Origin of the sequence: Kitasatospora sp. HPM-01-4 (genome assembly GCF_051374625.1) — a bacterium.
GTDB lineage: Bacteria > Actinomycetota > Actinomycetes > Streptomycetales > Streptomycetaceae > Kitasatospora.
On the sequence record NZ_JBPQGP010000005.1, the window covers coordinates 8,533,317 to 8,549,592 of the forward strand.

Annotated in this window: 1 protein-coding gene; it reads right to left on the minus strand. The window is 74.5% G+C overall.

Going from position 1 to position 16,276, the window contains the following annotated elements:
- Positions 1-62: 62 nt before the first annotated feature.
- A complete protein-coding gene (locus ACSMTC_RS36965; RefSeq protein ID WP_436564119.1) occupies positions 63-16,274 on the minus strand; it encodes an amino acid adenylation domain-containing protein in 16,212 nt (5,403 codons plus the stop codon).
- Positions 16,275-16,276: the final 2 nt, after the last annotated feature.

Sequence of the window (16,276 nt, forward strand, 5' to 3'; positions counted from 1 at the left end):
GTCGGGTGATCTGTCGGCTGATCTGTCGGGGGGGGGGGCGGTCGCGCCGCCCGGAAGGGTGGTCAGGCGCGCCGTAGGGCGGTGGCCACGGTCCGGCCGATCTCGGCGAGGGGGATCGGCCCGGTCATGTCGTGGTGGGTGCAGGCGAGAGCGGTGTCGAGTACCCGTCCGGTGCAGTGACCCCGCCAGATCTCCGCCGTGGGTGCGGTCTCGGACCGACCATGATCGGCTGTGAAGAACAGCAGATCGCCGTGGAATGTCATCGGGGTGAACTTGTCCAGCAGGGTCGTGCTCCGGACGAAGGTCTCGACGACCGCCGTGACCTCCCGTTCGCCCGGCAGCGCAGGGGTGTCCACCAGGGCGGCGACCTGAGCGGCGGTCAGCGGGCCCTCGGTGGCGGGGCCGCCAAGGGTGCGCAGCAGACCGGCCAGCAGCTCCTGCCGCAGCTCGGCGGTGTCGGGCCGGGAGACCTCGGTGCCCGGGTAGCAGTCGAGCACGGCGAGCAGTCCGACCTCCTCGCCCGCCGCCTGGAGCCGGGTGGCCATCGCGTGCGCGACCGCGCCGCCGAAGGACCAGCCGAGCAGGTGGTAGGGACCGGACGGCTGGACCTCGCGGATCCGCTCGACGTACTCGGCGGCCATCTCCTCGACGCTGTCCGGGAGCCGGCCGCTCTCGCGCAGGCTGCGGGCCTGCAGGGCGTAGACGGGGCGGTCGGGCAGGTGGTCGGCGAGGCCGCGGAAGGACCAGCCGATGCCGAAGCCCGGGTGCACGCAGAACAGCGGTGCGAGCTCTCCGTCGGTCCGCAGCGGCAGCAGGACCTCCAGGTCGTCGCCTCCCTCGCCCCGGCCGAGACGTCCGGCGAGGGACTCGGCGGTGGGCGCCTCGAACAGGTCGCGGACACTCACCTCCCGGCCGAGGACGCCGCGCAGGCGGCCGACCAGGCGGGTGGCGAGCAGGGAGTGGCCGCCGAGGGCGAAGAAGTCGTCCTCGACACCGATCTCCGCCAGGCCGAGCACCTCGGCGAACAGCTCGCACAGGCGCCGCTCCAGCTCGGTGGCGGGTGCGCGGCCCGCCGTACGCGGCCCGGCCTCCGGGGCCGGCAGGGCACGCCGGTCCACCTTGCCGTTGGGAGTCAGCGGCAGCGAGTCCAGCAGGACCAGGGCGCTGGGTACCAGGTACTCCGGCAGCCGCTCGCCGAGCCGCTTGCGCAGCAGCTCGGGGTCGGGGGCCTCACCCTCGGCGGGGACGAGGTAGCCGACCAGCCTGCGGTCGCCCGGCCGGTCCTCGCGGACCGTCACGGTGGCCCGGCCGACCGACGGATGGGCGGTGAGCGCGGCCTCGACCTCGCCCAGCTCGATGCGGAAACCGCGCAGCTTGACCTGCTGGTCGGCGCGGCCCGCGAACAGCACCTCACCGTCGGCGCTCCACCGGGCCAGGTCGCCGGTGCGGTACATCCGGGCACCGGCCGGACCGTAGGGGTCGGCGACGAACCGCTCGGCCGTCAGGGCGGGGCGGCCCAGGTAGCCGCGGGCCAGTCCGGCACCCGCGATGTACAGCTCACCGGTCACTCCGGGCGCGACCGGTCGCAGGGCCGCGTCCAGGATCCGCACCCGGGTGTTGTCCAGCGGCCGTCCGATCGGCAGGGCCCCGGCGCCGACCCGGTCGGGGTCGAGGTCGGCACAGGTGGCGAAGGTGGTGGTCTCGGTCGGGCCGTAGCCGATGACCACCCGGGTCCCGGGGCAAGCCGCCAGCACCCGTGCCACCGCCACGGGTGACACCACGTCGCCGCCCGCGAGCACCTCGCGCACGCCCCGGAACGCCGCCGGGCGCTCCTCGGCGATCAGCGCGAACAGTCCCGCGGTCACCCAGAGGGCGGTCACCCGGTGCCGCAGCAGCACCCGCTCCAGCTCCGCCGGAGTCCGCGCCTCAGCCGGGGCGACCACGACCTGGCCGCCGGAGAGCAGCGGTACCCACAGCTCGTAGGTGGAGGCGTCGAAGGCGTACGAGGAGTGCAGCAGCACCCGCTCGTGGGCCCCGCCCGCGAACCGCCCGTCGCGGGCCAGCTGCGCGACGTCCCGGTGCGTGACCGCGACGCCCTTGGGGCGGCCGGTCGAGCCGGAGGTGTACATCACGTACGCCAACTGGTCCGGTACGACGGCCGATTCGAGATCGGTCGGGTCCTCGGCGTTCGCCGGGTCCCCGTCCAGCAGTACGGTCGGCAGGCCGAGGACGTCGGCCTCCGCCGACAGCGCGTGGTCGGTGAGCAGGACCCGGGCGCCGGTGTCGGCCAGGATGAGGCGACGGTGGGCGAGCGGGTAGCGGGCGTCCAGCGGGACGTAGCAGCCCCCCGCCTTGAGGACGGCGAGGACCGCCACCACGAGCTCGGCCGAGCGCTCCAGCAGAATCGCGACACCGTCCTCCGGCCGGACCCCGAGGGCCGTCAGACGGCGGGCCAGCCGGTTCGCGCGGGCGTTCAACTCGCGGTAGGTGAGCGAGAGTTCACCCGATACGACGGCGATCGCATCCGGTGTGCGGGCGACCTGGGCCCGGAACAGCTCCGGCAGGCCGGCCGGCGGTTCGCCGGTCACGGCGCCGTTCCCTGCGGCCAGCACCCGGCGGTCGGCCGCCTCGTCGAGCGACTCCAGCCGTCCGAGGGGAAGCCCGGGGTCGCGGGCGATGGCCGCCAGGACCGTGCGCAGACCGGCGGTGATCCGCTCGGCCGTGTCCCGGCCGACCAGCTCGGGCCGGTAGTCCACCCGCAGGCCGAGGCGGGGGCCCGGAAGCGCGGCCACGGTCACCGGGTAGTGGGTGCCGTCCCGGCCGTCGGCGCCGGTGATCCGCAGTCCCTCCCCGGGGGTGGCGAGGGCGGCGGTGTCCACCGGGTAGTTCTCGAAGACATAGGTGGTGTCGAAGAGTTCACCGAGGCCGCAGAGGCGCTGGAGCTCGGCCAGGCCCAGGTGCTGGTGGGCCAGCAGAGCGGACTGCTCGTCCTGGAGGCGGGCCAGCAGGGCGCCCAGTGACTCGGCCGGATCCAGCCGGACGCGCACCGGCAGGGTGTTGATCAGCAGGCCGATCATCCGCTCGACGCCCGGCAGCTCCGGCGGGCGGCCCGAGACGACGGAACCGAAGACCACGTCCGTGCGGCCGGTCAGCCGGGCCAGGGTGATGCCCCAGGCCGCCTGGACCAGCGTGTTGACCGTCACGCCCAGCCGGCGGGCGGTCGCTCCCAGCGCCTCGGTCAGCTCGGCGGAGAGGTGTTCGGACAGCCGCTGCGGCAGCCCGGGCTCCGCTGCGGCGACCCTGTCCGGCGCGATCAGGGTGGACTCCTCGAGACCGGCCAGCGATGCCGCCCAGGCGGTGCGAGCGGCCTGTCGGTCCTGGACGGCCAGCCAGCCCAGGTAGTCGCGCATCGGCGTCGCCCGAGGCAGCCCGGCGCCGGTGCCCTGTCGGTAGAGCTCGACGAGCTCACCGAGCAGGACGCCGATCGACCAGCCGTCCCACAGGATGTGATGGTTGGTCAGCACCAGCGTGTGCCGGTCGTCGGCCAGCCTCAGCAGGGTCATCCGCAGCAGCGGCGGCGCGGCCAGGTCGAACCGGCCGGCCCGGTCCCGCTCGCGCAGCCGGTCGGTCTCGGCGCGCTGCTCCTGCCCGGACAGCCCGCTCAGATCCACCTCGGCCCACGGCAGCCGCACCTCGCGCGGAATCACCTGGAACAGCCGCCCGCTCGCGGACTGCCGGAAGCCCGCCCGCAGGTGCGGGTGGCGTTCCAGCAGCGCCAGGGCGGCCCGGTGCAGCGCACCGGAGTCCAGCGTGCCGTCCAGGTCGAGCGCGAGCTGCGCGGTGTAGACGTCCACCCCCTGGGAGTCGTAGCGGCTGTGGAAGTACAGGCCCTCCTGCAGCGGTGCGGGCGGCAGCACGTCGGCCGTCGGCTCGGTGGCGAGCCGGTCGAGCTCGTCCTGGGTGACGAGGGCGAGCGGTACGTCGGACGGGGTCAGGCCGCCCGCGTCCGGCCGCGCCGCGTGGGCGACCAGCTCACGCAGCGCCTCGAACCACAGCTCGCCGATCTCGCGGACCTCCCGCTCGGTCAGCACGCCGGACGCCCACGACCAGGCCGCGACGAAGGCCGGACCCTCCGCGCGGTCCTCGGTCCGCGCGTTGACGGTCAGCGCCTGGGTCAGCGGAGAGCGGGGGTCCAGGCCGCCGTGCTCGGTGCCGATCGGAACGGCCGACCAGTCGGTGGAGCTCTGGGCCTTGGCCGCGTCGAAGCGGCCGAGGTAGTTGAATCCGACCTGCGGAGTGGGGAGTTCGGCCAGGACGGCCGAGGCCGAGGGGTCGAGATGGCGCAGCAGGCCGTAGCCGAGACCGTGGTCCGGGACGGCGCGCAGCTGCTCCTTCACCGCCTTCAGGGCCCGGCCGGCGTCCTGGCCGCCGGGAGCGAGCCGGACGGGGTGGATGCTGGTGAACCAGCCGACGGTACGGGAGAGGTCGACCCGCTCGGTGAACTCCTGGCGGCCGTGGCCCTCCAGTTCGACGAGCACCCCGCCGCCGTGGCCGCGCCACCGCTCGACCGCGAGGGCGAGGCCGGTCAGCAGCACGTCGTTGACGTCGGCGTGGAGGAGCGCGGGGACGCTCGACAGCAGCGGTTCGGCGAACTCGGCCTCAAGCGTCAGGTCGAGCCGGCCCGCGGTGGCCTCCGTGTCCCGGGCCGGGTCGAGTGCGCGCGAGCCGAGCGGGGTGTCGTCGCCCTCCAGCATCCTTCGCCAGAAGGGGAGTTCAGCGGTCCGAGGGTGCGCCTCCGCAGTGAGCAGACGGGCCCAGGTGCGTAGCGAGGTGCCGACCGGCTGGAGGGCGGTGCCGTGGTACGCGGCGGTCAGGTCCGGCAGCAGGACGCGCCAGGAGACGCCGTCGACCACCAGGTGGTGGATCATCACCAGCAGTCGGCCCGGGCTCTGCCGGCCCGCGTCGAACCACACGGCCCGGAGCATCGTGCCGCCGGCCGGGTCGAGGCGGCCCTGTGCGGTGCGGGCTTCACGGCCGATCAGGTCACGCAGCTCCCCTTCACCGAGGCCGGTGGCCTCGATCCGGGTGAGGTGGTCGGTGGCGTTGAGGTGGCCGCGGGGTGGGATGTCGAGTGTCCAGTGGCCGTCATCGGTGGTGATCAGGCGGGCGCGTAGGGCGTCGTGGTGGTCGAGGAGGGTCTGGAGGGCGTGGGTGAGGCGGTCCTGGTCGAGGTCGGTGGGTGTCTGGAGGAGCATGGCCTGGTGGAAGCCGTCGATCGGGCCGCCGCGTTCGCGGAGCCAGTGCATGATCGGGGTGGCGGGCAGGTCGCCGGTTCCGGCGTCGGTGTCCTCGGTGACGGCGGCTTCGGTGCCCTGGGCCCTCTGGGCGAGTTCGGCGACGGTCTGGCGGGTGAAGACGTCGCGGGCGGTGAAGACCAGTCCGGCCTGGCGGGCGCGGGCGACCAGTTGGATGGAGGTGATCGAGTCGCCGCCCAGTTCGAAGAAGCCGTCGTCCACGCCGACCCGTTCCAGGCCCAGCAGTTCGCAGAACAGTCCGGCCAGGACCCGCTCCCGCTCGGTACGCGGGGCGCGCCCCGACACCGCCGCGGCGAAGTCCGGCGCCGGCAGGGCCTTGCGGTCGGTCTTGCCGTTGGGGGTCAGCGGCAGCGCGTCCAGGACCACGACCGCCGCCGGGACCAGGTAGTGCGGGAGCCGCTCCGCCAGGTGGGCGCGCAGGACACCGGAGAGCTCCCGGGAGTCGCCGGCCGGCACCACATAGCCCACCAGCCGCTCCTCGCGGACCACGGCCGCCGACCGGCGCACCGCCGGATGGGCGGCCAACGCCGCCTCCACCTCGCCGAGTTCGATGCGGAAGCCGCGCAGCTTGACCTGGTCGTCGGTGCGGCCGAGGTAGTCGAGCCGCCCGTCCTCACTCCAGCGCACCAGGTCACCGGTGCGGTACATCCGGGCGCCTGGGGCGCCGAACGGGTTGGCCACGAAGCGCTCGGCGGTGAGCCCGGGGCGGCCCAGGTAGCCGCGCGCCAGGCCGGCACCCGCGATGTACAGCTCGCCCGGGACACCGGCCGGAACCGGCCTGAGGGCGGCGTCCAGGACGTAGACCCGGGTGTTCTCGATCGGCCCTCCGATCGGCGGGGTCGTGCCGGCGCGGAGCGGCTCGCTCATGGTGGCGCAGACGGTGGCCTCGGTCGGACCGTACGCGTTGATCATGCGTCGGCCGGCCGACCAGCGCTCCACCAGTGCGGGCGGGCAGGCCTCGCCCGCGGTCACCAGGGTGGTCACCGTCGCCAGCGCCTCCGGTTCCAGCACCGAGAGCGCCGCCGGGGGCAGGGTGACATGGGTGATCCGCTGCCGCTGGAGCAGTTCGGCCAGCGGTGCGCCGGGAGCCAGTCGCTCGGCCGGGGCCAGGACGGCGGTGGCGCCGGAGAGCAGCGCCATGGCCAGCTCGGAGACGGCCGCGTCGAAGCTGGTCGAGGCGAACTGCAGCACCCGGCTGTCCGGCCGGACCGCGAACCGCTCGATCTGCGCACTCGCCAGGCTCGCGATGCCGTGGTGCGGGACCATGACGCCCTTGGGGCGGCCGGTGGAACCGGAGGTGTAGATCACATAGGCGGGGTGGGCGGGCAGCAGCGGTTCGCGGCGCTCGTCGTCCGACAGGTCGTGGCCGGGCAACTCCGCGAGCCGGGAGCCGAGTTCGGGGCTGTCCAGGAGAATCCTGGTGATCCCGTACTCGGGCAGTGCGGTCTGGCTGTCCGTCAGGACCATCGCGGGCCTGGCGTCCTGGAGCAGATACGAGATCCGCTCGGCCGGGTAGCCGGGATCCACCGGGAGATAGGCCGCACCCGCCTTGAGGACGGCGAGGAAGGCGACGGCGAACCGCTCGGAGCGGGGCAGCGCGAGGGCGACCGGCTGCTCCGGGCCGACGCCGAGGCCGACCAGGTACCGGGCGAGCCGGTTGGCGGCGGCGTTGAGACCGGCATAGGTGAGCTCGGCGCAGGTGAGCTCGGCGCCCTCGGAGGCGACGGCGGTCGACTGCGGGGTGCGGGCGGCCTGGGCCTCGAAGAGCGCGGGCAGCGTGGCCGGCGCGAGCGGGGTGTCGGTGGCGTTCCACGTCTCCAGGAGCCGCTCCCGCTCCGCCGGGCCGAGCAGGTCGAGCCGGCTCAGCGGGGCGTGCGGTGCGGCGGTGAGCTGGGTGAGCAGCCGGTGGAACCGCTCGGCCAGCCGTTCCACCGTCGCCCGGTCGAACAGGTCGGTGGCGAACTCGATGCTGCCCTCGATCCCGGCGGGCGAACCGTCCTCGGCGGTGGCCTCGCCCAGGCTGAGCGAGAGGTCGAACCGGGCCGCCACCGCACCCGTGGTGACGGCGGTCGCCCGCAGGCCGGGCAGGTCGAGGTGGGGCTGGGCGTTGTTCTGCCACGCGATCATGGTCTGTACGAGCGGGTGGCGGCCCATCGAACGGGTCGGGTTGACCGCCTCCACCACATGCTCGAACGGGACGTCCTGGTGGGCGTAGGCGCCCAGGTTCGCCTCCCGGACCCGGTCGACGAGCTCGGCGAAGCTCGGGTCGCCGGACAGGTCGGTGCGCAGCACGAGCGTGTTGACGAAGAAGCCGACCAGTTCGTCCAGCGCCTCGTCGGTGCGGCCCGCGACCGGGGTGCCGAGCGGGATGTCGGTGCCCGCGCCGAGCCCCGCGAGCAGGACGGCGAAGGCGGCCTGGGCGGCCATGAAGACGGTCGCGTTCCGCTTGGCGGCCAGCGCGGCCAGGGCGCCGTGCACGGCGGCGTCGGTACGGAAGGCCAGGGACTCGCCCCGGTAGCTCGCGGTGGCGGGCCTGGGGCGGTCGGTGGGAAGCGCCAGCTCCTGCGGCATGCCGCTCAGGGTCCGCCGCCAGTAGGCGAGTTGGCCGCTCAGCAGGCTCTCCGAGTCCTCGGGCGCGCCCAGCAGCTCGCGCTGCCACAGCGCGTAGTCGGCGTACTGCACGGGCAGCTCGGTCCACCGCGGGGCGGAGCCGGCCAGCCGGGCCGTGTACACGGTCGAGAGGTCGCCGGCCAGCGGGGTCATCGACCAGCCGTCACCCGCGATGTGGTGGACCGTCAGCAGCAGCGCGTGCTCGTCCTCGGAGAGTGCGAACAGCGCCGCGCGGAACGGGAGTTCACGGGCGAGGTCGAAGCCGCGTCCGGCAACCCCGGCCAGCAGGCGCGGAAGGCTCTCCTCGTCCGCCTCGACGGTCTCCAGCTCGAAGGCCGGCTCGACCACCCGCTGGTACGGCGTGCCGTCGGCGGTCTGCGGGAAGACCGTACGCAGCGCCTCGTGCCGCGCCAGCACGTCGCCCAGGGCGGCGCTCAGCGCCTCGCGGTCCAGACGGCCGGTCAGGCGCACCGCGAGCGGGATGCTGTAGGTCGCGCTCGGGCCCTCCAGGCTGCCGAGGAACCACAGGCGCTGCTGGGCGAAGGAGAGCGGCAGCACCTCGGGGCGCGCCATCGGGCGCACGGCGGGCCGGGCCGGGGCCGAGCCGCCCGGCTGCTCGCCCAGGCGCTCGGCCAGGGCGGCGACGGTCGGCGTCTCGAACAGGGTGCGGATGGCCAGCTCGGTGCCGAGCACGGCCCGGACGCGGCTGACCAGACGGGTGGCGAGCAGCGAGTGGCCGCCGAGGGCGAAGAAGTCGCCGTCGATGTCCACCTCGGCCAGCCCGAGGACCTCCGCGAACAGGCCGCACAGCAGCCGCTCGCGCTCGGTGCGCGGGGCACGGCCGCCTGGGGTCCCGCCCTGCTGGGGCGCGGGCAGGGCACGGCGGTCCAGCTTGCCGTTGCCGGTCAGCGGCAGCGCGTCCAGCGTGACCAGGGCGGCGGGGACCATGTAGGCGGGCAGTTCGACGGCCAGGTGCTCGCGCACCTCGGCGGTGTCGAGCGAGCCGCCGGAGGCCGGTACCGCGTAGCCGACCACCTGCTTGTCGCCGGGCCGGTCCTCGCGGACCACGACCGCGGCCTGGCGGACCGCCGGGTGGCGCAGCAGTGCGGCCTCGATCTCGCCGAGTTCGATCCGGAAGCCGCGGATCTTGACCTGGTCGTCCGCCCGGCCGAGGTACTCGAGCTCGCCGTCGGCCCGCCGCCGGACCACATCGCCGGTGCGGTACATCCGCGATCCCGCCGGGCCGTACGGGTCGGCGACGAAGCGCTCGGCGGTCAGCCCCGGGCGTCCCGAGTAGCCGCGGGCCAGGCCCGCGCCCGTGACGTACAGCTCGCCCGCCACCCCGGCCGGTACCGGGCGCAGACCGCCGTCCAGCACCCGCAGGTCCAGGTCGGGGATGGCGCAGCCGATCGCGCTGCCCGTCGCGGCGGCGACGGTGGCGGCGTCCAGCGGGCGGTAGGTGACGTGCACGGTGGTCTCGGTGATGCCGTACATGTTGACCAGCCGCGGCCCGTGGTCCGGGTGGGCGCGGTACCAGTCCGCCAGCCGTCCCAGGTCCAGGGCCTCGCCGCCGAAGACGACCGTGCGCAGCGCGGCGATGGCGCCGGTGCCCAGCTCCTCCTCGGCCTGCAGTAGCTGGTAGAAGGCGGAGGGGGTCTGGTTGAGGACGGTGACGCCCTCGCGGAGCAGCAGCCGAAGGACATCCGAGGGCGAGCGGCTCACCAGGTAGGGGACCACGACCAGGCGGCCGCCGTGCAGCAGCGGACCCCAGATCTCCCACACCGAGAAGTCGAAGGCGTAGGAGTGGAAGAGCGCCCAGACGTCCGGCTCGCCGGTGCCCCCGCCGAAGCCGAACCAGTGGTCGGTGGCGGAGAAGAGGCGGACCACGTTCCGGTGCGGGATCACCACGCCCTTGGGGCGGCCGGTGGAGCCCGAGGTGTAGATGATGTAGGCCGGGTGGTCGGGCAGCAACGGGGAGCGCCGGTCGGCGTCGGTCGGATCCCCGGCCGACTGCCGGGCCCGGGCCCGGACGGTGCCGGCCTCGTCGAGCAGCAGCCGCGGTACCGCGTCCTCGGGCAGGCGCTCGGCGACCTCCCGCTGGGTGACCAGCAGGACCGGAGAGGCGTCGGAGAGGATGAACGAGATCCGGTCGGCGGGGGAGTCCGGGTCCACCGGCAGGTAGGCCGCACCGGTCTTGAGGACGGCGAGCAGCGCCACCACCAGGTCGGCGGAGCGCGGCAGCGCGAGCGCGACGACCTGCTCGGGGCCCGCGCCGGCGGCGATCAGCAGCCGGGCGAGGCGGTTCGCCTCCTCGTTCAACTCCCGGTAGCGGAGCGAGAGTCGGTCAGTGGTGAGGGCGACGGCCTCGGGAGTGCGGGCGGCCTGGGCCTGGAACAGTTCGGGGAGCGTGGTGGACGGCGCCTGAGGGGTGCCGGTGGTGGAAGCCGGAAGCAGCGCCTCCCGCTCGGCCCCGGTCAGCAGGTCGAGCCGGCCGGTGGGCAGTGAGGTGTCGGCGACCAGGGCGCCGAGGACACGCCGGAACCGGGCGACGATCTGTTCGGCGGCGGTGCGGTCGAAGAGGTCGGGACGGTAGGCGAGCCGGAGGTCGAGCCGGTCGCCGGGGATCACGACCAGGGTGAGGGGGTAGTGGGTGCCGTCCTGGACGGCGGCCTCGGTGATGCGCAGCTCATGGGCGGGGTCGGCGAGGGTGCCGGCGTCGAGCGGGTAGTTCTCGAAGGCGACCGCGGTGTCGAAGAGCTCGCCGGTGCCGCCGGTCCAGCGCTGGATCTCGGGCAGCCCGATGTGCTGATGGGGCAGCAGGGCGGACTGCTCCTCCTGGAGCCGGGCGAGCAGCGCGGACAGCGGCTCGGCCGCCCTGGTGCTCACCCGGACCGGGAGGGTGTTGATGAACAGGCCCACCATGCGCTCGACGCCCGGGAGTTCGGCGGGACGGCCGGAGACCACGGCACCGAAGACGACGTCCTCGCGGCCGGTGAGGTGGCCGAGGACCAGGCCCCAGGCCGCCTGCACCAGGGTGTTGAGGGTGACGCCCAGCCGGCGGGCGGTGGCGGTGAGCGAGTCGCTGAGCTCCTGGGAGAGGAGCGTTCGGAGCTTCTCCGGGAGCCGGGGCCGGCGGGTGTGGTCCGGGCCGGCGAGCAGTGTGGCCTCCTCGACACCGGCGAGGGCGCTCCGCCAGGCCTCGCGGGCGGCGTCGGCGTCCTGGCCGGCCACCCAGGCGAGGTAGTCCCGGAAGGGCACGGCACGGGGCAGCCGGCGGTCGTCGCCCTCCCGGTAGAGGGAGAGGATTTCGCCGATCAGGACGCCGATGGACCAGCCGTCCCAGAGGATGTGATGGTTGGTCAGCACCATGACATGGCGGTCTTCCGCCAGCCTGACCAGGGTGAACCGCAGCAGCGGCGGGACGGCCGGATCGAAGCGGCGGGCGCGGTCGGCCGCGCACAGGCGGTCGAGCTCGGCGCGCTGGGCGTCGGCGTCGAGGTGGCCGAGGTCGACCTCCCGCCAGGGCAGTTCGACCTCCCGGTGGACCACCTGGACGGCCCGGCCGTCATCCAACTGCCGCAGGGCGACGCGCAGATGGGGGTGACGGTCGAGGGCGGAACCCGCGGCGGCCCGCAGCGCCCGCGGGTCGAGCGGCCCCTGGAGGCCGAGGGTGAGCTGGGTGGTGTAGACGTCCGGACCCTCGGTGTCGTACAGGGCGTGGAAGAACAGGCCCTGCTGGAGCGGGGCGAGCGGCAGCACATCGGCGAGCGGCGCGACGGCGAGCCGGTCGAGCTCGTCCTGCGTCACCCCGGCGAGCGGGACGTCGGAGGGGCTCAGCCCGCCCGCACCCGGCTGCCGGGCGTGCTCGACCAGGGCCACCAGCGCGTCGAACCAGGTCTGGCCCAGCCGGCGCACCTCCTCCTCGGTGAGCGGGCCGGCGGCCCAGCTCCAGGCCGCGGTCAGGCGGGGGCCCTGAGGGCCGTCCTCGGTCCAGGCGTTCACGGCGAGCGGGTGCGTGTGGGTGGACTCCTCGCCATCCGAGGCGTCGAGCCCGGGCGCGGGCGACCAGTCGGTGCCGCTGGCGCCGCGGCCGGTGTCGATGCGGCCGAGGTAGTTGAACCCGAGCTGCGGAGCGGGGAGTCCGGCCAGGACGGCCGAGGCCGAGGGGTCGAGGTGGCGCAGCAGGCCGTACCCGAGGCCGTGGTCCGGGATCGCGCGCAGCTGCTCCTTGACGGCCCGCAGCGCCCGGCCCGGCTCCTCGGCGCCGGGGTCGAGGCGGACGGGGTAGGCGCTGGTGAACCAGCCGACGGTACGGGAGAGATCGGTGCCCTCGGTGAACTCCTCGCGGCCGTGGCCCTCCAGTTCGACCAGGACCGGGCCGCCGCGCCCGCGCCAGCGGCCGACGGCCAGGGCGAGACCGGTGAGCAGGACGTCGTTGACCTCGGCGTGGAACAGCGACGGCAGGGTGGTGAGCAGCGGCGTGGTGAGCTCGGCCGGCAGGGTCAGCTCCAGCCGTCCGGCCGGGCGCGGACCGGTCGAGCCGGCGGTGAGCAGCGGCTCCTCCTCGGCCAGCACCGACTGCCAGTAGGGGAGCTCGGCCGACCTGCGGCCGGCCTCCGCGCTCAGCAGGGTGGCCCAGCTGCGCAGTGAGGTGCCGACCGGCTGGAGCTCGCCGCCCTGCCAGGCGGCGGCCAGGTCGGGGAGCAGGACCCGCCAGGAGACGCCGTCCACCACCAGGTGGTTGATCATCACCAGCAGGCGGCCCGAGCGGTCGGGCCCCGCGTCGAACCAGACCAGCTGGACCATCACCCCGGCGCGGGGGTCGAGCCGGCCGCGGGCGGCCCGGGTCTGCTCGGCGATGGCGGTGCGCAGCCCGTCCTCGTCGCCGCCGGTGACATCGACCCGGGTGACCAGGCTCCCGGCCCTGACCTCGCCGCGCGGCGGAACGTGCAGGGTCCACCGGCCGTCCTCGGCGACCACCAGGCGGGCGCGCAGGGCGTCGTGGTGGTCGAGGACGGTCTGCACGGCACCGGTGAGCCGGTCCGGACCGAGCTCGGCGGGCACCTGGAGCAGCATTGCCTGGTGGAAGCCGTCCACCGGGCCGCCGCGCTCGCGCAGGGCGTGCAGGATGGGCAGCGCGGGGACGGTGCCGAGTCCGGCGTCGGTGTCCTCGGTGACGGCGGCGTCCTCGCCGCGGGCGGCCTGGGCGAGCCGGGCGACGGTCTGATGGGTGAAGACGTCGCGGGCGGTGATCACCAGCCCGGCCTTGCGGGCACGGGCGACGAGCTGGATCGAGGTGATGGAGTCGCCGCCGAGCTCGAAGAACCCGTCGTCGATGCCGACACCCTCGCGCCCGAGGACCTCGGCGAACAGACCGGCGAGGGTCTCCTCGCGGGCGGTACGCGCGCCGCGGCCGGGCTCGGCGGGGCCGAACTCCGGTGCGGGCAGAGCACGCCGGTCGACCTTGTCGTTGGGCGTCAGCGGCAGGGTGTCCAGCAGCAGCACGGCGCTGGGCACCATGTACTCGGGCATGGTCTGCCCGATGTACGCGCGCAGTTCTGCGGCGTCCACCACCGCGCCCGGTACCGGCACCGCGTAGCCGACCAGGCGCTTGTCACCCGGGCGGTCCTCGCGGACGACCACCACCGCCCGGGCCACGGCCGGGTGGGCGGCCAAGGTGGCCTCGATACCGCCGAGTTCGATCCGGAAGCCACGGATCTTGACCTGCTCGTCGGCGCGTCCGACGAAGGCGAGCACCCCGCCGGGCAGCCAGCGGACGATGTCACCGGTGCGGTACATCCGGGATCCCGCCGGCCCGTACGGATCGGCGACGAAACGCTCGGCGCTCAGGCCCGGCCGGTCCAGGTAGCCGCGCGCGGTACCGATGCCCGCGACGTACAGCTCACCCGCGACGCCGGCCGGGACCGGACGCAGCGCCGAATCCAGCACGTACACCCGGGTGTTGTCGAGCGGGCGGCCGATCGGCACGGCGCCCGGCTCGGTGCCGTCCACCGCGTGGGTGGAGGCGAGCATGGTGACCTCGGTCGGGCCGTAGCCGATGACCACCCGGGTCTCGGGGCTGGCCTCACGCACCCGGGCGACGGCGGTCGGGGAGACCACGTCGCCGCCGGTGAGGATCTCGCGGACGCCGCGGAAGGCCTCGGGACGCTCCTCGCCGATCAGCCCGAACAGGCCGGCGGTGACGAACACACCGGTGACCGCGTACTCCTGGAGCAGACGCTCCATCTCGGCCGCGCCGAGCAGGCCGTCGGGGGCGATCACCAGCCGGCCGCCCGAGAGCAGCGGCACCCACAGCTCGGCGGTGGAGGCGTCGAAGGAGTACGGCGCGTGCAGCAGCACCCGCTCGTAGGCGCCACTGCGGAAACGGCGGTCGGTGGCCAGGGCGACCACACCCCGGTGGGTCGCGGCCACGCCCTTGGGCCGACCGGTCGACCCCGAGGTGTACATCACGTACGCGAGCCGGTCACCGGCACAGGCGACATCCAGGTCGCCCTGGTCCCGGTCGGCGTCCGGGGCCTCGGGACGGTCCGACACCACCAGGACCGGCAGGGCGCCCTCCGGGTCCAGCCCGCGCGCCTCCTCGGCGAGCGCGTGGTCGGTGAGCAGGACGGCCGCCGCGGTCTCGGCCAGGATCAGCCGGCGATGGGCGAGCGGGTAGCGGGCGTCCAGCGGCACGTAGAAGCCGCCGGCCTTGACCACCGCGAGGATGGCCACCACCAGGCCGACACCGCGCCGCATCAGCAGGGCGACACCGGTCTCCGGAGTGACCCCCTGCTCGACCAGCCGCCGCGCCAGGCGGTTGGCAAGGGCGTTGAGCTCGCCGTAGCTCAGCTCACCGCCCTCGAAGAGCAGCGCGGTGGCCTGCGGATCGCGGGCGACCCGGGCCTGGAACAGCTCGGCCAGCGTCGCGCCGGGGACCTCGGCGGCGGTGTCGTTCCACCCGGTCAGCTGGAGCTCCCGCTCGGCCTGCCCGAGCAGGTCCAGCCGGCCGACCGGCTGCGCCGCGTCGGCGGTGAACCCGGACAGGATCCGGGCGAGCCGGCCGAGGACGCCGGCCGCCGCCGAGTGGTCGAACAGGTCGGTGCGGTGGTCGAGGCGCAGGCTCAGGCGCCTGCCGGGGACCACGGCGAGGTTGAGGGTGTAGTGGGTGGCCTCGCGGCTCTCGGCGGCGGTGACGCGGATCGCGGAGCCGGTCATGGCCAGCGACTCGGCGTCCAGCGGGTAGTTCTCGAACACCACGTTGGTGTCGAAGAGTTCACCGATCCCGGACCAGCGCTGGACCTCGGCGAGACCCACGTGCTGGTGGGGCAGCAGGGCCGACTGCTCGGCCTGCAGCCGGGGGATCAGCTCCGCGACCGTCTCGGCCGGGGTGGTCCGCACCCGCACCGGAAGGGTGTTGATGAACAGGCCGACCATCTTCTCGACGCCCGCGAGCTCCGGCGGCCGTCCGGAGACCGTGGCGCCGAACACGACGTCGTCCCGCCCGGTCAGGTGGGCGACCAGCAGGCCCCACCCGGCCTGCACCACGGTGTTCACGGTCACGCCGAGGCGGCGCGCCAGCGCACCCAGTGCCTCGGTCGCCTGCTCGGACAGGTCGAGAGCGGTCCGCTCCGGAAGTGCACTCACCCGCCCGGTCGGCGCCGGGCTCTCGTGCCCGGGCCCTTCGGTGAGGGGCGGGGCGAGCAGACTCGGCTCCTCCAGCCCGTCCAGCGCGGTACGCCAGGCCGCCTCGGCACTGTCGCGGTCCTGGGCGGCGGCCCAGGCCAGGTAGTTCTTGAAGGGGGCGATCCGGGGCAGCCCGGCGGCGTCCCCGCCGCGCTGGTAGAGGGTGAACAGCTCGGCCATCAGCAGGGCGTTGGACCAGCCGTCCCAGAGGATGTGGTGGTGGTTGACGACCAGGACGTGCCGCTCGGCGCCGAGCCGGATCAGGGTGAAGCGCAGCAGCGGCGGCCTGGCGAGGTCGAAGCGCCGTTCGCGGTCCTCGGTGCACAGCCGGGAGACCTCCGACGCCTGCTCGGCCTCGGCGAGCGAGGAGAGGTCGAACTCGGCCCAGGGCAGCCGTATCTGACGCGGGATCACCTGGACCAACCGGCCCGAATCGGCCTGCCGGAAGGCGGCCTTGAGGTTCGGGTGGCGTTCCAGCAGCGCGTGCCCGGCGGCCTGCAGTGCGGCCGTGTCAAGCGGACCGTCCAGGTGCAGGGTCAGCTGCGAGGAGTAGACGTCGACGCCCTCCTCGTCGAACTGGGCGTGGAAGAACATGCCCTCCTGGAGCCGCGAGAGCGGAAGGATGTCCTGGATTCGTGCGTTGGCAGTACGTGCGTTGGCCATGG